Here is a 21,620-nt window from a genome sequence, read left to right on the forward strand (position 1 = left end):
ATACCATTCTGCATCAAATGCCGTACATTCCTGCCGGATTTTCCGGAAAATCTTTATTCATCCGCAGCCCTGGCTGCCACTTCCTTCTCCTGGATTTCCTGCGGCGCCTGTTCATAGCGTGACACTTCATAGGAATATACGCCGGCGCCTCCGGTCATGGACCGCAGATCGGTGTTATAACCATCCAGCTCTGCCACAGGAATGTCTGCGACAATCTCCTGTTTGCCGCCGTCCATGGGATTCATGCCAAGCACACGTCCCCGCCGTTTGTTCAGATCTCCCATCACATCGCCGGTAAACCGGTCCGGAATCTCCACCTTCAGAGACGCGATGGGCTCCAGAAGAACCGGAGAGGCTTCCATAAATCCTTTTTTAAAAGCCTGAATGGTCGCTGTCTTGAAGGCCATTTCCGAAGAATCCACCGGATGATAGGAACCGTCATATAAAACAGCTTTAACGCCCACCACCGGATAGCCTGCCAGCGGTCCGGCCGTAACGGCCTCCTGAATTCCCTTTTCCACTGCCGGGAAATAGTTCTTCGGCACAGCGCCGCCGACTACCGTCTGTTCAAATACGTAGGGCGTATCCAGATCACCGGAAGGCTCGAAGGTCATCTTGACATGTCCGTACTGGCCATGACCGCCGGACTGTTTTTTGTACTTGTTTTCCACATCTGCCTTTTTCCGGATTGTTTCCTTATACGCAATCCGCGGTTTGCTCAATGTAATGGACACTTTATATTTTTCCTGCAGTTTGCTGACCACAACATCCAGCTGCTGCTCCCCGATTCCATACAGCAGAGACTGACGGTTCTCGCTGTCAATCACGTTTTTCAGGGTCAGGTCTTCCTGCATCATCCGGCCGAGGGCCTGGGAAATCTTATCCTCATCCCCCTTGTTTACTGCCTGATATGCCTTGCAGGTGTAAGGCTGTGACAGAACGGTGCGGATATAAAGCACCGGTGAGGCCTTGGTTGACAGCGTATCTGTCGTCACTGCCTTGGTGAGTTTGGCCAGGGCGCCAATGTCCCCTGCATGCAGTTCCGGTACTTCTTCCGGCTTGTTTCCCCGCATGACATAGATCTTTCCGATCTTGTCATCCATGCCCCGCTCCTCGTTATACATCACATCATCGGTCTTGAGGACACCGGAATTGACTTTAATAAGGGAATATTTTCCGATAAAGGGATCCACAATCGTTTTGAAAATATACGCGGTTTTCGGTTTGGAAAAATCATAGTCCGCGTCAAAGACCTGATTGGTTTTGGTGTTGATTCCCTTGCACTGCCGTTTGTCCGGACTGGGAAGATATTTCACAATATCATCCAGCAGCGTGTAAATACCCCGGGCATTGATTCCGGAGGCGAAGGAAATCGGCACGATGCTTCCGTCCAGCACATTGACACGCAGAGCCGCCCGGATCTCGTTTTCGGAAAATTCCTCTCCGCTGAAATAACGGTCCATAAATTCCTCGCTGGTCTCCGCCACGGATTCCATCAGAGTCTCCCGCAGAAGCTCCAGATTCTTCTTGCTGTATTCCGGCACTTCCATTGCTTCGACTTCATGCCGGTCATTCCATCTGCCGCCCTCCCGGGTAATGATATTTACATAACCGATCAGTTTTTCATCCTGACGGACCGGAATGTGGAACGGCGCGATCTTCTTGCCGTATAACTCCTGCATATCCATCACAGTCTGACGGAAGCTGGCATTGTCATCATCCATGCCGGTTACGCAGATCAGGCGGGGAATATTATAACGGTCGCAGATTTCCCAGGCTTTCTGGGTTCCCACCTGAATCCCGGATTTGCCGTCGACAACAATGACCGCCGCATCTGCAGCGGAAACCGCTTCTTCCACTTCCCCGACAAAATCAAAGAGGCCCGGGGTATCGAGAATATTGATTTTTGTATCATTCCATTCAATGGGGATTACCGATGTGCTGATGGAAAACTTTCTTTTTATTTCTTCTTTATCATAATCACTGATCGTATTTCCGTCACTGACGGTGCCCATGCGGCTGGTCAGTCCGGAAAGATATGCCATAGCCTCTGCGATCGTGGTCTTGCCCACTCCGCCATGGCCTAAAAGAACGACGTTACGGATTTTGTCTGTAGTATAAACGTTCATATGCTGGATCCTCCAATACAATTTAGTAATTATGAGTACATTTTACTAAATTTCATGGTACAATACAACTATATTCATACATTTTTACCATTTCATTTGATTTTTCTTCCAAAAAAACCGCTCCTGTTTTGTCACTTTTACACTTCGACGCTTTAAAGTGTTGACGAAGCACGGGTTTTGCGTTAGAATCATCAAAAGACAACGAATACAAAGGGGTATACAGCTATGATTATTGTAATGAAACCACACGCAAAAGAAGCGTCTGTACAGAAGGTTCTCCATACGGTCACCGACAGCGGACTGAAGACACATCTGTCCAAGGGTGAGTCAGTCACCATCATCGGTGTGGTCGGAGATAAAACAAAACTGGACACCAATACGATCCTGGGTCTGAATGAAGTGGAAAAAATCGTCAACGTAACCGAAAGTTACAAACTGGCCAACCGCAAATTCCACCCGGAGCCCACCCGGATACAGTTAAACGGGACCTCCATCGGTCCGGATACCTTTACGCTGATGGCCGGACCCTGTGCCATCGAATCGGAAGAGCAGATTGTATCCACTGCCCTTGCTGTCAAAAAAGCCGGCGCAACCATGCTGCGGGGCGGCGCCTTCAAGCCCAGAACCAGTCCCTACTCTTTCCAGGGTCTGGAAGAAACCGGATTAAAATATATGAAAACCGCATCGGAAGAAAGCGGTCTGCCGACCATCTGTGAAATCACCAGCGCCCGGGCGCTGGAGCTTGCGGTACAGTATGTGGACATGCTTCAGATCGGCGCCCGCAACATGCAGAATTTCGAACTGCTGAAAGAATGCGGCAAAGCCGGCAAACCGGTTATGCTTAAGCGCGGCCTTTCCTCCACCATTGACGAGTGGCTGAATGCCGCGGAATACATCATGTCCTCCGGCAATCCGGATGTGGTGCTGTGTGAGCGCGGAATCCGCACCTTTGAGACTGCCACCCGCAATACCCTGGATTTAAGCGCGGTCTGCGTCTTAAAGGAAAAAACCCACCTGCCTGTTATTGTGGATCCGTCCCACGCCACCGGCGTCCGTTCCTACATTCCGCCGCTGGCAAAAGCGGCTGCGGCCTGCGGAGCAGACGGCATCATGGTGGAAGTACATCCGAATCCGCCCTGCGCCTTATCTGACGGTCCCCAGTCCCTGACTTTTGAACAGTTTGACCGTCTGGTGAAGGAACTGAATCCGATTGTCATCCTTACAGAAAGGAGTCTGTAATGTTTCCCAACCGCATCGGTTACATCGGACTCGGCCACATCGGCGGTTCCATTGCCAAGACTGTGCACCGTCTGTTTCCGGACACCTTTCAGATTGCCTGTGACCCGGATCCGGACACCATTGCCAGCGCGCTGCGGGAAGGCGTCATTTCCGAGGGATACGACCGACTGAATGACGCCTTTGCCGCCTGCCAGCTGGTGCTTCTGTGCGCTCCGGTTCTGAAAAACTCCGAATATATCAGCCATCTGCTGAACATCATCCATGAGGATATGATACTGTCCGATATCGGCAGTGTGAAAACCGGCATCCATGAACAGGTGGCAAAATATCCCGATCTGGAGCGCTGTTTTGTCGGCGGACATCCCATGTGCGGCACTGAGCATACCGGGTACGAATATTCCGCGGATTATATGCTGGAAAATGCCTACTACATCCTTACCCCCTCGGATACTGTTCCGCAGGAAAAGACGGATGCCATGTACGCCTTTGCCCAGTCCATCGGTGCCCTTCCCATGGTGATGGACTACCGAAAGCACGATCATGTGGTGGGATCCGTAAGCCATCTGCCCCATGTCATTTCCGCCACTCTGGTCAATCTGGTCAGCCGGCTGGACGATGAAAACCAGACCATGCGCACAGTGGCAGCCGGGGGATTCAAAGACATTACCAGGATTTCCTCCTCCTCTCCGGATATGTGGGAAAATATCTGCCTGGCCAACCGGGATGAAATTCTCCGCCTGGTAGACACTTATGTGGCCTCCATCCAGCAGATCCGGGAGCGGATTGCCGCTTCCGACGGTTCCGGTATCCACAGCTTTTTTTCCAGCGCCAAAAACTACCGGGATTCCATCAACGTATCCGGTCAGGGATCCGTCCATCCGATTTATCAGCTCTTCTGCGACCTGATCGATGAAGCTGGCGGTATTGCTACGATTGCCACGATTCTGGCGTCCAACAATATCAGCATCAAAAATATCGGCATCATTCACAACCGGGAATTCGAACAGGGTGTTCTGCAGGTGGAATTCTATCAGAAGGAAGCCTTTGAAAACGCCCGGGATCTTCTGAAAAAGTATCACTATACCGTCTATGAACGATAAAAACTGCTGCACAGACAGGAAAGGGCGCGGTGTGCCTGGTCTTCCGACCGCACCTCACGGTTCCTGCCGCGTGCAGCAGTTCTTTTTCTCCCCGACAGCCTTTACATCCGGAGCCGGATTCCCGCCAGCAGGGTATCCGGTTTTAAATGCATCACCGCGTACATCTCACCGGCCATGCAGAAGCCGCAGTCATCACAGACCTTCCAGATGCTTCCCGGACACTGCGGCAGTCTGGTTCCGTCAACCAGAATATAATTGGCCATCCAGCAATATTTCGGAAAGCCCCTTTTTTTCATGATTTTTAAGCCGGATACGGAATTCATAATCGGATATCCTTTTTTCTTATAGGCGATAATTTCATCAATGACCTCCCGTTTTTCCTCCGGTGACAGCATCAGTTCCTCGGTCTCCGGAAATGGTGTGTGAAAATTAAAGGCTGCGGATTCGATCCGGGGATTTTTCCGTACATACCGGATCAATTTCCCCACGGAGGAACGGTTCAGCTGATTGACAGACATGGCGATACTCAGATGTCTGACGCCGCTTTCCCGGATATTTTTCTCCAGACGGGCAAAGGTCCCCTTTCCGCGGACCGCGTCATGACTGGCGCCGTAGCCGTCCGTGCTGACCCACACAGCATCCGCCCTGGTTCCGCGAAAGGGAAGCTGTCCGTTGGTCGTCAGAGTTCCGCTGAAAAATCCGATTTTCTTTGCCAGGTCGTACAGATCGTTCAGTCTGTACGCTCCGTCTCTCCACAGGGTCGGCTCACCGCCTTCGAAATCCACAAACCGGGAACCCATGGCATAGGCATCCAGCAGTTCCCTCCGGATCTGATCATAGGGTTTCATGAATCTGCACTGATGGCCTTCCGGAGTACAGTGCCTGCAGGACAGATTACAATAATCAGTAATCATCAGCACCGTCTGCAGCGGGCGTTTTTCTCCAAGTATTCTGCTCCGGAAGTACCACCGGGGCAGATACATCATCTGTTTGAAAGCTGTCATATCTGTCTCCTTCTACGCTACGGATCCCTGCTTGTGAATACTGTCCGGAAGACGGAGCATCTGAATCACTGCCGCCAGCGCTTCCCTTGCGTCACATGCCGGAAGCTGCCGGATGCTGCGTTCCGCCGCCGCGCCGTAATTCTCCATGATACGGACTGCCTGCTCCATACCGCCGGACTGCCGGATCAGGGCATCCAGCCGCTGCATCTCCGTGTCCGTTCCCTCTCCCCGGTGGAAGCGTTCAATCAGCCCGGTGATCTGCTCCCTGCTTTCATCACACTCCAGCGCGCACAGGACCGGAAGCGTAAGAATCCCTTCCCGCAGATCTGTATGGACCGGTTTGCCCTCCGCCTGTTCTTCCGACAGGAAATCCAGCAGATCGTCCCGGATCTGAAACAGAAAGCCGAAGGAATTTCCCAGCTGCAGCAGCTGTCCCACTGTTTCATCGGAGCACCCGCCTTCTCTCCCGCCGGAAACACAAGCCAGTTCACAGACGGCCACTGTCTTTCCGTATATATTTTCCAGATAACGGTCTGCTGTCATGGAAGTATCAAAATAGCCGGCCAGCTGACCGATTTCTCCCCAGCACATGGACTCCACGGTTCTCCCGAACAGCATGCCTGTTTCTGTGAGATTCTCCCGCATCAGGATCTGCAGGATACGGCTCAGGAAGAAATCACCTGCGTATACTGCCATATCCTTGCCATATTTCGCCTGCACAGAAGGCCGTCCCCGCCGCAGCGGGGAATCATCCACGATATCATCGTGAATCAGCGAAGCCATATGCACCATTTCAATCAGCGCGGCAGTTTTACACAGCCGACTGCGGGTCCGGGAATCCGGATTTCCCAGCCTGCCGGACAGAAGCACCAGCAGCGGACGCAGCCGTTTGCCCCGGATTTCCAGCTGTTCCCGGATAATTTCTGCCAAAGCGTGGGATCTTTCTCCGGTATCCAGAAACTCCCGCAGATTTTCTTCCACCTGCAGCATATCTTCACTGAGTCCGGCTAATTCCAGATATTTCATTCTTCTCTCCTTTTCTTTTGGCTTTTCTAACTGCCGAATGACGGAAACAGCAGCAGATGCAGCAAGATTGATACCGGATATCCGATGGCCACAGAAAATGCCACCTGCGTCAGGACCAGAGTGGCCGGCAGTTTGGTCTCCCTGGTACGGGGTACGCGGAAAATACCCATAAGTCCCTTTCGGCAGATAAAAACTGCCGCGGCCATAAAGGGCAGCGCCCCCGGATACCAGACCGCCAGGATTCCGAATATCAGGCCCATCCAAATGACGGTCAGCACATGGGCCAGCCGTTCGGACGCTTTTCTGCCTATGAGGATCGGCAGTGTCTTTCTGCCGGCTGCTTCATCACGGACCATATCACAGGTATTATTGTCCAGCATAAACATGGTAACGATCAGCATCATAGGCACTGCTTTCCACAGAACCATCCAGTCCAGACGGTCCGTCAGCGCAGCCGTGACCGCCAGCGGAACCAGACCTCCCAGGGTAAAGCCGGACAGGGGTTCTCCCACAGGCAGATAGGAGGTGGATACTTTGCTTCCGGAATAAGTCAGCGCGATACCGGCGCCGATCAACCCGATCAGCAGCGGCTTCCAGCTGCAGAATACCAGTACCGCAATTCCCAGGACTGCCGCAGCGGCAAACAGCACAAATCCGAGGGTTCTTGCCGGCCGGGCATCGAGAATTCTGTAGTAAGCCAGCGGTCCTTCTTCTTTTGCCACAATATTTTCCGGGGTATCATTTCCGTTCCTGTAGTCATAATAATCATTGACAAGATTGACGCCCGCATTCAGAAGACAGGGAATCAGCAAAACCAGCGCCACATTCCAGACCTTCAGATTTCCTCCCTGTTCCAGGGCCAGAACCACGCCAAAGACGGCCGGCATGAGGGCAGACAGGAACACCGCCCAGGGTGTCGTCATTGACCACAGAATCCCGGGAGTCAGCCTGCCATTCCCTGCTGCCTGTCCTTTGTGTTCCCCATGACCGGTTTTTCCATCGCGCATAAGGCCTCCTGTAAAACTTTATTCTATCCGGAAAAGCGGGCATAACTGCCCGCTGTCCGCCGGTGATACACACCGGAATCTCTCTCTTGTCTTTCAAACGTCTGCATTCTGCCAGGTACGTTTTATCCCTGGCGGAACTGTACCCCCATTTCGCCCATGGGATGATTCCAGGACCGAATCGCTCTTCCTCCCGCGAGTACCCGGCAGGTGCCGCATTCCAGGCAGCCTTCGTAATTGAATTTGAATTCGCCCTGTTCATCGATGCTGTAAAGCCTGGCCGGACAGGCCAGAACCACGCGGCGTTTCAGCTCTTCATCCGTGCATTCTGCGTTGATTTCGATGTGCTGATAATTGTTGTCCACATGGAAGACGTTATGCCCTAATTTGTCCTCAATCGTCATTGCCATTTATACCGCCCCCAATCCTTTCCGTACATCTTTTGCAAGATTCATCAGACCGATTTTTCTGGCTGCCCGCATCGCCTTTTTGCGGAATTTTTCCGGCTCCTGTCCGTACATCACAAACAGATCCGTCATAATTTCATCCGCAAGCTCCGGATACTGTTCAAAAATCCTGTGATTTTCAATAAACGCAGGCATCCGATGAAAGTGTTTCATATCTTTCATGACAAAACTGTCATTTAACGTGTTCTCATACCGGGATAAGAACTGTTTGCTGTAATCCCCCGCCGCATGGGCCGCCAGAATGGTTTCCGCCGCCAGGCGCGCGGATTCAATGCACAGATCCATGCCGCGAATGGTATATCCCAGATTCATGACAAATGCCGCCGCATCACCGGCCAGCAGCACGCCGTCCCGATACAGTTCCGGAATCATGTCATAGCCGCCTTCCGTTACCAGATGGGCGGAATACTCTTCCAGTTCCCCTCCCGCAATCAGCGGGCGGACAGCCGGATGCTCCTTCAGACGCTCGACCATATCCCGGGGCGCGATGTCATTGCGTCCGATGTCCTCAATGGTGGCTACCACTCCGATGGATACGGACTCCTTATCGGTATACAGGAATCCGCCGCCAATATTTCCTTTTGTGGTGTCTCCCGCAAACAGCCAGGAAACCCCTTCTTCAGAGGATACGCCAAACCGCTCATTGATCCTGTCCTCTCCCAGGCGGATGACTTCTTTTACACCAACCGCCGTCTGGGAAGGCTTCAGTTCTTTTTTCATTCCCAGCTGCTGGGCAAGAAGGGAGTTGACACCGTCCGCCAGAAGAATGCAGTCTGCATACATTTCTTCCCCGCCGGCATTTACACCAATCGCCTTGCCCTTGTCATCCACCAGGACTTCATCCACGCGGATGCCGTTGATTGCCATGGCGCCGGCTTCTTCCGCCTTTTCCGCCAGCCAGGGATCGAATCTGCTTCTCAGGATGGAATAGGTCGCTTTGCCCTGTTCTCCCAGTTTCGGCGCCGCATACTCTACGGTGGTCGCCCCGTCTTCCGTCACCAGGGAGATCCGTTCTCTGGTGATCTTTCGTTCCACCGGCGCCTCCTCTGCAAAGTTCGGAAAAATCTTCTCCAGGCTGTGGCTGTACAGCCGTCCGCCTGTTACATTTTTTGCTCCCGGCTTGCTTCCACGCTCGACAATAAGGACTTCCAGACCGCCCTGTGCCAGCAGATAAGCAGCAATATTGCCAGCCAGGCCGGCGCCTACAATAATGACGTCAAATTTTTCTTCTTCCATGTTTTCTGTAATCCTTTCCATTTATGAAGTCGTCTGACAGGCCGGCGCCTGTTCACGTTTTTCCACCAGTCTGGAACAAAGCACGCTGATTTCAAACAGTCCCAGCAGGGGGACGGCCAGCATCATCTGAGATACCACATCCGGCGGGGTCAGGACTGCCGCGATGATAAATATCCCGAGAATCACAAATTTCCGCGCGCCTTTCAGATCGGACGGAGACACGAGCCCCAGTTTGGTCAGCCAGACCACCGCTACCGGCAGTTCAAACATAATGCCGAAGGGAAGCAGGAAGCCAAACAGAAAGCTGACATATTTCCCCAGGGACAGCATCGGATGTGCCACAGAGTCTCCCGCAGTTACGAAAAATCGAATTGCCAGGAAAAATACAAAACGGTATGCGAAGAGCACGCCAACTGCAAACAGAAGCACCGCCAGCCCGATATAAAACAGAGCTGTTTTTCTTTCTTTTCCGGATAAGGCCGGGCGGACAAACCACCAGACCGCGCCGAAAATCACCGGGCTCACCAGAAGGATGCCGAAGATCAGTGATAATTTTGCCTGCGCCGCAAAGGCTTCTGACACATCGGTAAAGATGATCTGAATCCCCATCTGCTTCACAGGTTCCATGACCAGAGCCAGCACCCGCTCTCCAAACCCGAACAGCAGCACCCCGAAGGCAATGCCGACAGCTGCCATACAGATCATCAGAACCTTGCGCAGTTCATTCAGATGCACCAGGAGCGGCTGTGACTCCATCGGGGCATCCGGTCGGTTCCTGAATTTCTCCAGTCTGCCGGCAAAGCCTGCTTTACTGCTGCGTTCCATGATCTGCTGCCTGCACAGCGGCTGCCGTCTCAGCCTGTACCGGAGCCGCCTGCACAGCGGCCGGGGCCTCCGCTTCCGCGGTTTCCCTCTGCGCTCTGCCGTCCGCATTTACTTCTTCCTTAAACTCACGGATGCTCTTTCCCATGGATTTGCCGAGTCCTGCAATCTTCTTGCTTCCAAACAGAATGACAATCACAGCTACAATGACTAATATTTCGGTAGGTCCAAGTCTTCCCATGTTCTTTCCTCCTCTGGTTTTCCTTGATCACTGGTTTTTTTGTTATCCCAAGTATATCGGCCGGCAGAAAGAAAAAAAACGGGGGATTCCCTTTCTGTCGAATGGGAATCCCCTACTTCCATAGCCTCGCTGAAATCCTGCCGTTTTCTTATGCTTCCGCAGAAATCAGTACTGCACCAGTTTCTTTTTTAACGCATATTCCACCAGTTCCGGCCGGCTCTTTACATCCAGCTTATTCATGATTTTGGATTTATAGCTTTCAACTGTTTTTACAGAAATAAACAGCTTTTCGCTGATTTCCTTATTACCGTATCCTTTGGCAATCAGCGTAAGGATTTCGATCTCCCGCTCTGTCAGCCGCAGGTAGGCATCCTCTTCTTCCCGGTTGCGGTTTACAAAACCCTGCACCAGATAAGGCAGCATTTCCTTGCTGACGTAGACGCCTCCGTCCTGAACTGTCCGGATCGCATCTACAATGTCCGCTTCCGGCGCGTTTTTCAGCACATATCCGGAAACCCCGATCTGCACGGTATATAACAGGTACTCCTTTTCCGCGTACATCGTAATCATAATGATCTTCGTATCCGGCCAGTCGCTGTGAATCCGTCCGGCGGTCACTACGCCGCTCTCTCCCGGAGGCATACTGATATCCAGCAGTACAATATCCGGATGCAGCTCCTCTACCAGATCATATGCGCCCTGTCCGTCCGACGCGGTTCCGATGACTTCGATACCCGGCTGATGATCCAGCATCAGTTTCAGTCCTTCCCGCACGATTGTGTGATCGTCTGCAATAACAATCCTGATCAACGTCCATCCTCCCTGTCATGTATCGGCGCGGACAGATGCACCTTGGTTCCCCTGCCCGGCGAAGAGATCACGCGAAACTCCCCGTCAATGGTTCTGGCCCAGTCTGCCATGCTTTTCATTCCCTGGCCGCCGCCCCGGATCTCCGGATGATCGGTGTCAAATCCCGCACCGTAATCTGTCACTTCCAAGGTCAGTGTATCTCCTGCATCGTACAGGGAAACATGGATCACATCCACTTCCCCGTACTTGCAGGCATTCATTGTCGCTTCCTGACAGATTCTGTAAAAAACGGTTTCTATGTCTTTATTATACCTTATATTTGCCGTATTTTGCAGAAAATCCACCGTCACATGATATCCTTCTTCGATCAGACGGAAATGACTGTTCAAAGCGGCGGTAATCCCAAAATCATCCAGGGAATTCGGACGCAGTCCATGGGAAATCCCCCGCAGTTCATTCTGGATGTTATTCAGCCAGCTGTCCGCCTGTACCAGCACCTCTTCCCGTTCTTTCTCACTGTTTTTGTATTTTAAAGAACGCAGGAGCATCTGCACCCCAAGCACATTCTGCACCACGCTGTCATGGAGGTCTCTGGCAATTCTCTGCCGCTCTTCCTCTCTTGCTTTCATCACCGGATAACGGGCCAGCTCATAGATCGGCACGGAACGGTAGTCGCCGGACAGCCGGAAATCCCTGACCGCTTCATAGGGTTCCGGATACAGTTCCAGTCCCAGCTCCTCCACTGCTATTTCATGCACAATCTTTTCATAACAGGCTTTGGAGAATTTTGAAGGTGTACGGAACGCCATCATCAAAACCCCTTCCACCTGATCTTCCTTCCAGAGCGGAAGCGCCAGAAGACTGGCCAGATTCTCTGCGAGAATAATCGGCGTTTCCACCAGATCCATTCCCGACAGCTCTTCCTGTACGGAATTAATTAAAATCCCCCGCTTGTCCTGATAAGTATTCCCTGCAATGCCCTTGCCGGATTCCAGAACAATATCATGGTAGTACTGATTCTGATTGCCGCTGGCACTGATCCAGGACAGCAGCGGACGGGGCCGCTGTACCACCAGCGCGATGCTGACAAAATCAAAGTTATATTTTTTCCTGATTGCCTGTAAAAATGTGCTGTAGTCCCTGTTTCCCATATTCTCCTCATTTTCCGGATCCTTCGTTTCACTGGAAACCGTCCTTATTTTCTATCCTATCAATTCCCGCCGTCTCTCTCAATAGCATTAGCGGAGTTCTTTTCCCGGAAACCCTTCATTGCGGATCTCTCTGCGGCGATGTATACTCATTTTGTACAGATTCGCGTATCTGTACCTGTCTTTCCAATCAAATCGTTACACACTTGATTCCCGGAGGTATCCCTATGGCAATCTGGAGTGATTATCTTACCAGAAAACTGATATTTGAAGAACACCCCAACCGCTGCAATGACTTCTGCCTGGATCATATCCAGACACATACCCCCTGCCACCGGTGTGAAACAATCTGCCCCCGGCAGGTTTTTTCATCCGATCCGCCCGCCTGGGGCCTGTGTGACGGGTGCGGTCTCTGTGTCAGCGTCTGTCCGTCCCGCTGCATTGCGCCTGCGCAGATTCAGGCACAGAATCTGTACGAGCGCATCCGCCGGAACCGGGAGCATCTTCTGCTTTCCTGCAGCCGTCAGACCGCGGACACCGACGGTCTGGTGCCCTGTCTGGCTTCCCTTCCCTGGGAGCTGATCGCCCTGGCAGCGCTGAACGGGCAGGGTGTCACTTTACTGAAAGGGCCCTGCAGTGACTGCCCGATGGCACCGCACATGGAATTGTTCGCGCAAAGCCTGGATACTCTGAATGAATTCTTCGGATCAGAATTCTGCGACGCGCATATCCGCGTCACAGATTCCCCGGAGGGTGCCGCACAGCAGACCTATTCCCGCCGGGAGGCATTTCAGCTGTTCTTTTCCCGTTCCAAACAGACGGCCGGACAGCTGCTGCCCTCTTTAGAGTCTGCCGTACCGGACGGCACCCTGTGGCGTCAGCTTCTTGTCCGCCGGCTTCAGTCTCTGCCTGAGCCGCTGCCTGTTCAGCTGCCTCTTCCATCCTTTTCCGACAGCTGCTACGGATGCACCGTCTGCAGTTCTGTCTGCCCCTCCCGCGCCATTCACCGGATTCCGGATGAAACGCATCCGGACCTCGTTTACCTTGCCCTGATTCCCTGGCGCTGCACCGGATGCGGGATCTGTGTACAGGCATGTCCGGCCGGGGCGCTTTCCGACCCGGTTCCCCGGCAGACAGAAGACCTGACCCGCCCCCTGCTGCACCGCGCGCCTCTTTCTGTCTGCCGCAAATGCGGACAGCCCCTGCCGAAGCCTTCTTCCGACGGCCTCTGCGCATCCTGCAGGGGAATTACGCCGGATCAGCTCCACTGGTAGCAGCGTTTTTGTATTTTTCTGCACAGAGACCCTGCGCAAAACTGCGCAGGGTTTTCTGATTTTCAGGAACTGTCTCCTGTTATGCTTTTATTTTTCGAATTTCCTCCGTCAGTATCGGAAGAGCTTCTTTCAGATCCGCCACGATTCCGTAATCTGCCACTGAGAAAATCGGAGCATCCGGATCTGAGTTAATGGCCACAATACATTCCGATCCGGTCATTCCTGCCAGATGCTGCACCGCGCCGGAGATCCCGCACGCAATGTAAAGCTTCGGCGCTACGATCTTTCCGGTCTGACCGACCTGGCGCATATGGCCGACCCATCCAGCGTCCACAGCAGCACGGGAAGCTCCCACGGTTGCGCCCAGTTCCCGCGCCAGTTCAAATACAAGCGCGAATTTTTCCTCACTGCCGACGCCCCGGCCGCCGGATACTATGATCTCAGCGCCTTCCAGATCCACGATTTCCTCTCCTTCATTCCGGATCAGCTCCAGTATTTTCGTCCGAACCTGGGATACTGCCACTTCCTCACGGATCACTTCCGCAGCCTGCTCAGACCGCTCCGGACGCGGAAAGGAGCCGGGACGAATCGAAGCCATCTGCGGACCTTCTGCCGTATTCTTTACCTTTACCATCAGGCTGCCGCCGTAACAGGGACGGGTCCAGGTAATGTTCCCCTCCGCGTCTGACTCGGCTCCGGTACAGTCCGCTGCCATACCGGTACCCAGCCTTGCCGCCGCACGGGGGCCGAAATCTCTGCCGATCTTTGTCGCCGCTGTAAGAATCACGGACGGTCCATACTTTTCTGCCAGCTGACACAGGGCATCGGTATAGGCCTCGGTGGAATATGCCGCAAAATCTTCCTGATCCACAGCCAGCACCTGATCTGCGCCTGCCGCTCCTGCTGTATTCACTGCCTCTTCTGCACCGGAACCGATCACCACGGCCACCAGTTTTCCGCCGGAAGCATCTGCCAGTCCCCGGCCGGCACCCAGCAGTTCCAGGGCGGCTTTTGTCACACTGCCCGTTTCATCCGTTTCCATTACGGCCCAAATATCTTTCGTTTTTCTTTCCATGCCGGTATCCTCCTCTAAATGAATCCCCTGTCGCTCAGTACATGGGCCAGCTTAACCGTTGATTCTTCCGCAGAACCTTCATCAATCACGATGCCTCCTTCCCGTTTCGGGGGAAGAAATGCTTCAAGGATCGCAGATACGGATCCTGCCGTTCCCACGGTATCCGGATCCAGGCCGAGATCAGCAGCCGTCAGCACCGGCACTTTGACCTTTTTCGCGGCCAGTTTGCTCTTAATGGTCGGATAACGCGGCTCAAAGGACGTCTGGGTGATGGCTACCAGACATGGTTTGGATACGCTGATCACTGTATATCCCGCATCGCTTTCCTGTTTCACTTCTACCCGGTCTCCCGCGTCCGATGCGTCGACTCCGTAAGTAACCTGCGGGATTCCCAGCAGTTCCGCGGTCTGCGGCCCTACCTGCGCCGTATCTCCGTCTGTGGCCTGGTTGCCGAAAAACAGGATGTCAAACGCGCCGGATTCTGCCTCAATGTTACGGATGGCAGCTGCCAGCACCCTGCTGACTGCCAGCGTATCACCGCCTGCGAAAGCCGGATCCGAAACGAGCCAGGCCTGGTCCGCCCCTACGGCCAAACAGGTCTTTAACGCTTCTTCTGCATGTTTTTCGCCGGCGCTCAATACGGTTACTGTCGTGTCCGGATTACTGTCCTTGATCCGGACAGCGGTTTCCAGCGCATAGGTGTCAAAGGGATTAACCACCAGCGCCGCCCCTTCTTTCCGCTGTGCGGTATCCGGATCAAACGTTACTTCCTGCGCATCCGGTACCTGTTTGATACATACGAGAATGTTCATGGTAAAAACCTCCTTACTGTCCCTGAAGATTCTTCAGGCTTCCTGTTTCTTTTCATCTGCCGGTGCATGGACCGCGTCCTCCAGCATCCGGTATTCTTTGCTGATTTCCTGATGAATACGGTTCAGTTCCCCTGTACTGTCTCCGGCATGAATCGTCCGGTCCGCAGACTCCCGCGCGGAGTCCACGGAATTCCGCACAGAAGCAAGCTCATGATCCAGATTCAGGTCTCCCTTGATCTCCGTCCCCATACGTTTGATTTCACGGATCCCTCCTGCCAGTTTTCTCACCGCCCGCTTCATATCTTTCGGTCCCACAACTACATAAGCAATCAGGAACACAATCAGAATTTCACCGAGTCCAAGTCCTGTACCGGTCATCGCTCTCTCCTTCCTTCTCTTTCTTTCCCTGCTACTTTTCTTCTTCTATGACCTGTTTCTCCCAGGTATGCGGAATCAGCGGGAAGAATTTCACCCCAAGGGCAATTGCCAGGATCACAATTCCAACCGGAAGCATCGCCGCGCACCACTCAAGCGGCGTAGGCGTATAATTCCAGAAAGTGGCAAACACTTTCTCTCCCGGTTCAAATATGCCAAGTGCCGCCGGATAGGTCCACAGACTGCTCTCCGCCCCATTGATCTGCAACGTCATGGGCACAGCATTGAACGCCGGAAGCAGCAGCATCATGCGCTGGATAAAAATTCCGATCATGACAAAAACGCTCAGGATGCCATATACCTTCCGCCCGGGCCGTCTGACTGCGAAAAAGCCGATCATGGCTGTCAGCGGCAGAAGGATCTGCAGCCAGAACAAAAGGCCGTAAGTTCCGGTCACCAGATGCAGCAGTTCCCTGGTTTCCGCCGAATGGTTCCAGGCCAGCGTCACCATTTCCACTGCCGTAAAGATCAGATAGGCGAGAATGGCCCATCCGGTATATCTGGCGATTCTGCGCAGTCCTTCTCCCCAGACCTGCATGCCTCCTTTTGGTGAAAGAATCGCTGCCAGAAGAAGCATAAACGCCAGTCCCACGGCAAAAGCCTCTGCCACCGCATTGACGGGAATCAGCGCGGAATGCCACCATTCTCTTGTATTCTGCGTAGCAAACATCAAACTGGTCACCAGATTTAAAATCACCACAAAGGGAAGTGCGAAATAACTGAGCTTTGCTGAATACAGCTCGCAGTCCAGTCGTACATTTCTCCGGTCACGGAACCGTTTTGCCCCGGGAACCAGCTGTAAAAGCATGGCGATCAGCGTCAGGATGGCGTAGATTCCAAGCACTGCCACATCCCACATCAGCGGCGAATAGAGATTCGGGTGAAGCAGCATATGCACCGAATGCAGCGGGTAGCCCAGATCCTCCATAATGGCCACACCGGCCGCGATGACGCTGGCAAAAGAGGCGATACTGGCCACCCGGGTATATGGCTTTAAGGAAGCCACCTTCCAGATATAGCAGATCGAAAAAAGCAGCATGCCGCCGGAAGACAGTGCGATAAAGAACTCAAAAGAACCCATATACAGCCCCCAGGAAAAAATATTCCTCAGATCTGTCATTGCCATTCCTTTCCCGAGAAGCTGGTAGGCCCAGGCAGCCAGACCGATGATACAGAGGATGCCGCCGATTCCTGTCATGATTGTTTTTCTGTCTGTCTTTTTCATTTTGCCGCCTCCTCAATATTTTTCGTCTTGCTTGAGGAAATATAGTAAACCTTCGGCGCAGTGCCATAATCTTCCCGAAGACGATGGACCTGTTTTTTGCTGATCAGCTGGTTGACTTCGGATTTCGGATCATCCAGATCCCCGAAAAATCTTGCCTTCCCCGGACACGCCCGGACGCAGGCCGGCAGCTCTCCGTTCTGTACATACTGCGCGCAGAACGTACATTTTTCCACCACACCGGTGGGCCGGTTCTGCGTATACACCAGGCGGTTCGGCTTTTCTGTGGCATCATGGGGATATCCGTAGTCATACCCCAGATCCTTTTTTGCCTTTTTCGCGTTCTGCCAGTTAAACTGACGGACCCCGTACGGGCAGGCGGCCATACAGGTCCGGCAGCCGATGCAGCGATTGTAATCCACCAGGACCACTCCCTGTTCGTTCGTATAAGTAGCTCCCGTGGGGCATACCTTTTCGCAGGCAGGATTTTCACACATCTGGCAGGACAGAGGCAGAAATTCGATCTTGTAATTTCCATCCTTTCCCACGGCCGATTCATGATATTCCGCTCCCTGGGTAAACACCCGGTTCCACCAGGTTCCCGGCGGCTGCGCGTTATGCATATGACATACGACTGCGCAGGTCTGACAGCCGATGCATTTATCCAGATCTATTACCATGCCGTAGCGCATTACTGATCACCAGCCTTTCTGTAATCTACCAGGCACTCATTCCACGCGGTATTCGGTGCCCACATCTGGGAAACAAAGTAGACCTCGTGAATCGGATTGATCCACGGATAAATCAGCGTGTTATAAGAAGTTCCATGGGTATACCGGCTCCACCATCCCTCTTCAAATATACACATCTGTGTCCGGATGCCCGGATCGAGTACGGCTTCTGCCAGCAGTTTTCCCCGGTCATTGAAAACTTCCACCATATCTCCGGCAGCGATTCCCTTCTTTGCGGCATCCTCCGGATTCAGGTACACTTTGGCGCTGTCATCCTGCAGTTCCCGCATCATCTCATTATTGGCGTGGGTGGAATGCACACGGTGGATACTGTTTCTTGTTACATATGTAAACGGATACAGCTCCCTGGCCTTCGGATTCAGCTGATACTCCGTTTCCTCAAACGGCGGCTTATGGACCGGCAGGGATTCTCCCAGTTTGAGGAACATGTCTTCATCTTTATAGAATTCCATCCGTCCGCTTTTTACAAACTGGGCGGTTTTCGCCAGGGGAACCGGGTAGCTCTGCGGCGGAAACGGCACTTTGTCGTGAATCTGCTCATAAAACGCGATCCGTTTCCGTCCCGGGTTAGCGTGTTTGAATTTCACCGGACCTTTTTTCAGTTTTTCCAGCGTAACGCCTTCCAGTTCAAAGTTGCCTTTTTCCATCGTCAGTTTAATGACTTCTTCCGTCGCCTTGTCCGGATCCATATCTCCGTAAAAATATTTCTTTTTGTCTCCCGGATGGATACGGTCCGCCAGTTCCCGTACGATCCAGAGTTCATGTTTGCAGTCATACAGGGGCTTGATGGCCGGGTTCATCATCTGGATGTAGGGATGACAGGGGGTAGACACCAGTTCTTCCTTTTCATACCAGGATACTCCGGGCAGATTGACATGGGCATATCTGCTGGTTGTGGTCTGCTGGAAATCAAAGTTCACCACCAGCTCCAGATCGCCGTTTTCCACCTGCTGCCGCAGGATATTGTTCATATTGTGCTGATCAAAGGGATTGCAGCAGTATACCAGCCACGCTTTGATTCCATGCTTCGGATACGGACAGGTCATAGTCTCCGTCTTTCCCCTCAGCATATAGGCAAAGGACATTCCCGCTGCGGAACGGTTCGGCTCATCCGGCACGCTCCACCACTGCCCGGTACTGGAATACCGCAGCTTGTACTGTCCGGCATAGGTGGACAGGCCGTCCCCCAGATGTCCGTAATTCCCGGTCAGCGCGCAGAGCAGGGCCATTGCCCTTCCCTTCAGATCCCCGTGATACCACTGGTAATTGGAAGCTCCGTAAATAATATGCAGCGGTTTGACCGTGGCAATCTCCCGTGCCAGCCGCTTGATTTCCGAAGCCGGCATATCAGACATTTCTTCCACACGTTCCGGCGTGTATTCTGCCAGCATCTGTCTGGTCAGTTCAAAGGTCGGACAGCAGGTCACCGTCTTCCCGTTTTTCAGCGGTACCTTTATTTCTCCTTCCAGCTGCGTATTCAGCGGCAGATTCAGTTTTTCCGGATTTACCGTAATGAGCTTTCCGTTATAAGCCACATAGGCTTCCCGGTACTCCGGCATTCCCGCAGGCACAGACAGTCCTTTGACCTCTCTGGCCAGCAGACGTTTTTTCGTGTCTTTCCGTATCAGAAGCGGCATATCGGTATAGGTACGCAGGAAATCCGCATCATACAGTTTTTCATCCAGGATCACTTTGGAAAATCCGTTTGCCACTGCCGCGTCACAGGATGGCTTAATGGAATACCACTCATCCGCCTTGGATGCGGTCGCTGTGAAGCAGGGATCAAATACCAGGACTTTGGTTCCGTTTTCCCTTGCTTCCGTCAGAAAATGGGCATCCGGAATACGGGTCTGCAGCGGGTTGGATCCAAAGACAATCAGATATTTCGCGTCTGTCCAGCAGTAGGTATCCAGTTCTTCACTTTGTACGCCGAAGGTTTCCGGCGCGGACATGGGAAGATCCCCGTTCATTTCATAACCACCCAGAACGCTGAATCCGTTCAGGGTCGCCAGGCGAATCAGCGCACCCTTGCATACATGTCCGGTACCTGCCACCTGAACGGTCACAGCCACCGACTCCGGGCCGTATTTTTTTATGATTTCCCGCAGTTTATCTCCGGTATAATCCAGGGCAGTGGTCCAGTCCACATTCTTATAGTCCGCCGGGTTTGTGGAACCCGGTTTGCCGACACGGATCTGCGGCCCTTTCATGCGCTGGGGGCCGTAAATTAAGTTGGAGTAGGACAGCCCTTTCAGACACCCCCGGGGATTATGCTCCGGGTCCTCATAATCCGATGCCTGTATGATATATTTGATCTCCTCATTCTGTACACATGCCTTCTGGCCGCATCCTCCGGTACAGTTGGGAGAACAGGTCGTTCTGACATACTTCAGATCCGGTGCTTCCGCCGCTGATGCCTGATGCTCTTCTGCCGCGTATTCAATTCCGCCTACAGCGGCAGCCGCCCCGGCGGCAGCAGAAGCTTTCAGAAATGATCGTCTGGTCATTTTCAGCTTATCTTCTAACAAATCATTCTCCTCCTTTTTCATGCTCCAAAGCAGATTCCGCGTACATAGCTTCCCTGCTGTCTGCTTTTCCGTTGTAATCATTTTAGAAAAAAGCATAAAAAAAAGAATCGGGGGATTCCCTTTCCGTTCCATGGGGGATTCCCTCGATTCGATTTCATTTCTCTTCTGTTTTTTTGGTTCTGTCTGAAAAACAACTGCTAAAAATCTGTCAGGCTCCGCTCGCCCGGCTCATTGCGCAGGATCCCATCCTGCATGACCGTCTGCACATATCCTCTCCGGCGCAGAAATTCCAGACAGGCAACGGTCTCATTCATCATTCTTCGTTTTTTCTGCTCAGAGGCCGGGATCTGCTTTTTCTGCTGTTTCAGAATACTCAGCAATAACTCATAGGCAGACAGGCCCGGACTCCGGTTCACCGTCTGATACAGCTGAAGAATCATCAGATAATACTGATTCCAGATGGCCTGAATCCGCCCGCGGTATTCCCCTGTCAGATCCCCGTGTCCCGGAAGCGCCCGCTTCACCATCAGCTCCTTCATATAATCCAGGCTGTCCAGCATCTTTTCCACCGCGCTGCCCCCTTCCGGCCAGAGTTCCACCGACGGCGTACCGTCGTACTGCAGCATATCGCCGGTAAAAAGCAGGCCTTCCTCCGGAAGGAGATAACAGATATGGCCCCGGGTGTGTCCGGGGGTATGAATTCCGCGAAGCGTCACTTCGCCAATGGGAATCTCCGCTCCGTTCTGCACCGGCTGATAATTCAGGTTCTGCTGTACTTCCTCCTGTATCTGCAGAATCTGCTCATAGACCCTGACCTGTTCCGGCGGAAATCCTTCCCGCAGATACAGACAGGTCAGAAAGCGTCTGGAAGATGTGCCGGTCAGATTCGGAAGATCCTGTGCGCCGATATAGACCGGACATTTTTCCGGAAGAAACGACGGAATTCTGGTAAGCCGTCCCTCGTGGGCATGGGTAAACAAAAGCTTCAGCCGGGAGGGATCCACTGCCCATGCGTCCAGGCGTCTCTGTATTTCTGCCCGGGTCGCCCGTTCGTGAAGCGGAAGCCCGATAATCCCTGCCTCTGCCCCGCTGACCACCAGATAACAGTTGCCGATTCTTCCATCCGGTTCTTCATACCGGATACGCTCAATGACCGGCGTCTTTCCTACACACTCCGCCATATCCTCTGTGTCCTCTCTTTCAGGCATTCCGCCGAATTATCCTTTCTGCATGCGCACGTCTGTACAGCCGCGCAGAAGATATCATCTATCATACAGGAGTGTGCCAGAGGAAAAA

20 protein-coding genes are annotated in these 21,620 nt (G+C 53.0%); 3 read left to right on the plus strand and 17 right to left on the minus strand.

Features of this window, described 5'->3' with window-relative positions:
* Nucleotides 1-53: 53 nt before the first annotated feature.
* Nucleotides 54-2,129, minus strand: coding sequence for an elongation factor G (locus CXIVA_RS11955; protein WP_013978302.1), 2,076 nt, complete (start codon nucleotides 2,127-2,129; stop codon nucleotides 54-56).
* A 225-nt stretch (nucleotides 2,130-2,354) separates the two neighbouring features.
* Here CXIVA_RS11955 and aroF point away from each other — a divergent pair, with 225 nt between their 5' ends.
* Together aroF and CXIVA_RS11965 are read left to right on the plus strand one after the other, a co-directional pair.
* Entirely contained in the window at nucleotides 2,355-3,368 is a 1,014-nt protein-coding gene (gene aroF, locus CXIVA_RS11960) for a 3-deoxy-7-phosphoheptulonate synthase (protein WP_013978303.1), read from the plus strand.
* A complete protein-coding gene (locus CXIVA_RS11965; protein WP_013978304.1) occupies nucleotides 3,368-4,468 on the plus strand; it encodes a prephenate dehydrogenase in 1,101 nt (366 codons plus the stop codon). The genes aroF and CXIVA_RS11965 overlap by 1 nt, the downstream gene beginning before the upstream one ends.
* A gap of 101 nt (nucleotides 4,469-4,569) precedes the next feature.
* Here the strand turns inward: CXIVA_RS11965 and CXIVA_RS11970 are convergent, their stop codons facing one another.
* The 9 genes from CXIVA_RS11970 to CXIVA_RS13565 form a co-directional block, all read right to left on the minus strand.
* Nucleotides 4,570-5,472 carry a radical SAM protein gene (locus CXIVA_RS11970; RefSeq protein WP_013978305.1) on the minus strand — a complete coding sequence of 301 codons (903 nt, stop codon included), beginning with the start codon at nucleotides 5,470-5,472 and terminating at the stop codon, nucleotides 4,570-4,572.
* A 12-nt stretch (nucleotides 5,473-5,484) separates the two neighbouring features.
* The gene (locus tag CXIVA_RS11975; RefSeq protein ID WP_013978306.1) at nucleotides 5,485-6,498 is read right to left on the minus strand and encodes a polyprenyl synthetase family protein; all 1,014 of its coding nucleotides are present in this window, start codon (nucleotides 6,496-6,498) and stop codon (nucleotides 5,485-5,487) included.
* A gap of 26 nt (nucleotides 6,499-6,524) precedes the next feature.
* Nucleotides 6,525-7,505 carry a prenyltransferase gene (locus CXIVA_RS13560; RefSeq protein WP_013978307.1) on the minus strand — a complete coding sequence of 327 codons (981 nt, stop codon included), beginning with the start codon at nucleotides 7,503-7,505 and terminating at the stop codon, nucleotides 6,525-6,527.
* A 122-nt stretch (nucleotides 7,506-7,627) separates the two neighbouring features.
* Nucleotides 7,628-7,912 carry a 4Fe-4S dicluster domain-containing protein gene (locus CXIVA_RS11985; protein ID WP_013978308.1) on the minus strand — a complete coding sequence of 95 codons (285 nt, stop codon included), beginning with the start codon at nucleotides 7,910-7,912 and terminating at the stop codon, nucleotides 7,628-7,630.
* Nucleotides 7,913-9,205, minus strand: a complete 1,293-nt coding sequence (locus tag CXIVA_RS11990) for an FAD-dependent oxidoreductase (RefSeq protein ID WP_013978309.1) — start codon at nucleotides 9,203-9,205, stop codon at nucleotides 7,913-7,915. It lies immediately after the preceding gene.
* A 21-nt stretch (nucleotides 9,206-9,226) separates the two neighbouring features.
* The gene (gene tatC, locus CXIVA_RS11995; protein WP_013978310.1) at nucleotides 9,227-10,030 is read right to left on the minus strand and encodes a twin-arginine translocase subunit TatC; all 804 of its coding nucleotides are present in this window, start codon (nucleotides 10,028-10,030) and stop codon (nucleotides 9,227-9,229) included.
* The gene (gene tatA / locus CXIVA_RS12000; RefSeq protein ID WP_013978311.1) at nucleotides 10,014-10,268 is read right to left on the minus strand and encodes a twin-arginine translocase TatA/TatE family subunit; all 255 of its coding nucleotides are present in this window, start codon (nucleotides 10,266-10,268) and stop codon (nucleotides 10,014-10,016) included. Before tatA ends, tatC begins: the two co-directional genes overlap by 17 nt.
* 165 nt (nucleotides 10,269-10,433) lie before the next feature.
* Entirely contained in the window at nucleotides 10,434-11,078 is a 645-nt protein-coding gene (locus CXIVA_RS12005) for a response regulator transcription factor (protein ID WP_013978312.1), read from the minus strand.
* Entirely contained in the window at nucleotides 11,075-12,229 is a 1,155-nt protein-coding gene (locus CXIVA_RS13565; RefSeq protein WP_013978313.1) for a sensor histidine kinase, read from the minus strand. The genes CXIVA_RS12005 and CXIVA_RS13565 overlap by 4 nt, the downstream gene beginning before the upstream one ends.
* A 224-nt stretch (nucleotides 12,230-12,453) precedes the next feature.
* On the opposite strand from CXIVA_RS13565, the gene CXIVA_RS12015 reads away from it, so the two are divergent.
* Nucleotides 12,454-13,500 (plus strand): 4Fe-4S binding protein, encoded by a 1,047-nt coding sequence (locus CXIVA_RS12015; protein WP_013978314.1) that lies wholly within the window; start codon nucleotides 12,454-12,456, stop codon nucleotides 13,498-13,500.
* A gap of 79 nt (nucleotides 13,501-13,579) precedes the next feature.
* On the opposite strand, the gene CXIVA_RS12020 is transcribed toward CXIVA_RS12015, so the two are convergent.
* The 7 genes from CXIVA_RS12020 to CXIVA_RS12050 all read right to left on the minus strand — a co-directional run bounded on the left by CXIVA_RS12020 (nucleotide 13,580) and on the right by CXIVA_RS12050 (nucleotide 21,532).
* Nucleotides 13,580-14,575 carry an electron transfer flavoprotein subunit alpha/FixB family protein gene (locus CXIVA_RS12020; protein ID WP_013978315.1) on the minus strand — a complete coding sequence of 332 codons (996 nt, stop codon included), beginning with the start codon at nucleotides 14,573-14,575 and terminating at the stop codon, nucleotides 13,580-13,582.
* 14 nt (nucleotides 14,576-14,589) lie between these two features.
* Complete coding sequence (locus CXIVA_RS12025; protein WP_013978316.1) at nucleotides 14,590-15,387, minus strand: electron transfer flavoprotein subunit beta/FixA family protein; 798 nt, start codon at nucleotides 15,385-15,387, stop codon at nucleotides 14,590-14,592.
* Between the two features lie 33 nt (nucleotides 15,388-15,420).
* Complete coding sequence (locus tag CXIVA_RS12030; protein WP_013978317.1) at nucleotides 15,421-15,765, minus strand: twin-arginine translocase TatA/TatE family subunit; 345 nt, start codon at nucleotides 15,763-15,765, stop codon at nucleotides 15,421-15,423.
* A gap of 31 nt (nucleotides 15,766-15,796) precedes the next feature.
* On the minus strand, nucleotides 15,797-17,047 hold the full coding sequence (gene nrfD, locus CXIVA_RS12035) for an NrfD/PsrC family molybdoenzyme membrane anchor subunit (protein WP_013978318.1): 1,251 nt from the start codon (nucleotides 17,045-17,047) through the stop codon (nucleotides 15,797-15,799).
* Nucleotides 17,044-17,736, minus strand: coding sequence for a 4Fe-4S dicluster domain-containing protein (locus CXIVA_RS12040; RefSeq protein WP_013978319.1), 693 nt, complete (start codon nucleotides 17,734-17,736; stop codon nucleotides 17,044-17,046). Before CXIVA_RS12040 ends, nrfD begins: the two co-directional genes overlap by 4 nt.
* Nucleotides 17,736-20,324: a molybdopterin-dependent oxidoreductase gene (locus CXIVA_RS12045; RefSeq protein ID WP_013978320.1), complete on the minus strand. Its 2,589-nt coding sequence runs from the start codon at nucleotides 20,322-20,324 to the stop codon at nucleotides 17,736-17,738. Before CXIVA_RS12045 ends, CXIVA_RS12040 begins: the two co-directional genes overlap by 1 nt.
* Nucleotides 20,325-20,521: 197 nt before the next feature.
* The gene (locus tag CXIVA_RS12050) at nucleotides 20,522-21,532 is read right to left on the minus strand and encodes an MBL fold metallo-hydrolase (RefSeq protein WP_013978321.1); all 1,011 of its coding nucleotides are present in this window, start codon (nucleotides 21,530-21,532) and stop codon (nucleotides 20,522-20,524) included.
* Nucleotides 21,533-21,620 lie beyond the last annotated feature (88 nt).

The sequence above is a fragment of the Clostridium sp. SY8519 genome (assembly GCF_000270305.1).
GTDB lineage: Bacteria > Bacillota > Clostridia > Lachnospirales > Lachnospiraceae > SY8519.

Bases quoted from the DNA above. Each gene is read 5' to 3' on its own strand.
- CXIVA_RS11955 (WP_013978302.1), bottom strand. From the start codon at position 2,129: ATGAACGTTTATACTACAGACAAAATCCGTAACGTCGTTCTTTTAGGC.
- aroF (WP_013978303.1), top strand. From the start codon at position 2,355: ATGATTATTGTAATGAAACCACACGCAAAAGAAGCGTCTGTACAGAAG.
- CXIVA_RS11965 (WP_013978304.1), top strand. From the start codon at position 3,368: ATGTTTCCCAACCGCATCGGTTACATCGGACTCGGCCACATCGGCGGT.
- CXIVA_RS11970 (WP_013978305.1), bottom strand. From the start codon at position 5,472: ATGACAGCTTTCAAACAGATGATGTATCTGCCCCGGTGGTACTTCCGG.
- CXIVA_RS11975 (WP_013978306.1), bottom strand. From the start codon at position 6,498: ATGAAATATCTGGAATTAGCCGGACTCAGTGAAGATATGCTGCAGGTG.
- CXIVA_RS13560 (WP_013978307.1), bottom strand. From the start codon at position 7,505: ATGCGCGATGGAAAAACCGGTCATGGGGAACACAAAGGACAGGCAGCA.
- CXIVA_RS11985 (WP_013978308.1), bottom strand. From the start codon at position 7,912: ATGGCAATGACGATTGAGGACAAATTAGGGCATAACGTCTTCCATGTG.
- CXIVA_RS11990 (WP_013978309.1), bottom strand. From the start codon at position 9,205: ATGGAAGAAGAAAAATTTGACGTCATTATTGTAGGCGCCGGCCTGGCT.
- tatC (WP_013978310.1), bottom strand. From the start codon at position 10,030: ATGGAACGCAGCAGTAAAGCAGGCTTTGCCGGCAGACTGGAGAAATTC.
- tatA (WP_013978311.1), bottom strand. From the start codon at position 10,268: ATGGGAAGACTTGGACCTACCGAAATATTAGTCATTGTAGCTGTGATT.
- CXIVA_RS13565 (WP_013978313.1), bottom strand. From the start codon at position 12,229: ATGGGAAACAGGGACTACAGCACATTTTTACAGGCAATCAGGAAAAAA.
- CXIVA_RS12015 (WP_013978314.1), top strand. From the start codon at position 12,454: ATGGCAATCTGGAGTGATTATCTTACCAGAAAACTGATATTTGAAGAA.
- CXIVA_RS12020 (WP_013978315.1), bottom strand. From the start codon at position 14,575: ATGGAAAGAAAAACGAAAGATATTTGGGCCGTAATGGAAACGGATGAA.
- CXIVA_RS12025 (WP_013978316.1), bottom strand. From the start codon at position 15,387: ATGAACATTCTCGTATGTATCAAACAGGTACCGGATGCGCAGGAAGTA.
- CXIVA_RS12030 (WP_013978317.1), bottom strand. From the start codon at position 15,765: ATGACCGGTACAGGACTTGGACTCGGTGAAATTCTGATTGTGTTCCTG.
- nrfD (WP_013978318.1), bottom strand. From the start codon at position 17,047: ATGAAAAAGACAGACAGAAAAACAATCATGACAGGAATCGGCGGCATC.
- CXIVA_RS12040 (WP_013978319.1), bottom strand. From the start codon at position 17,736: ATGCGCTACGGCATGGTAATAGATCTGGATAAATGCATCGGCTGTCAG.
- CXIVA_RS12050 (WP_013978321.1), bottom strand. From the start codon at position 21,532: ATGCCTGAAAGAGAGGACACAGAGGATATGGCGGAGTGTGTAGGAAAG.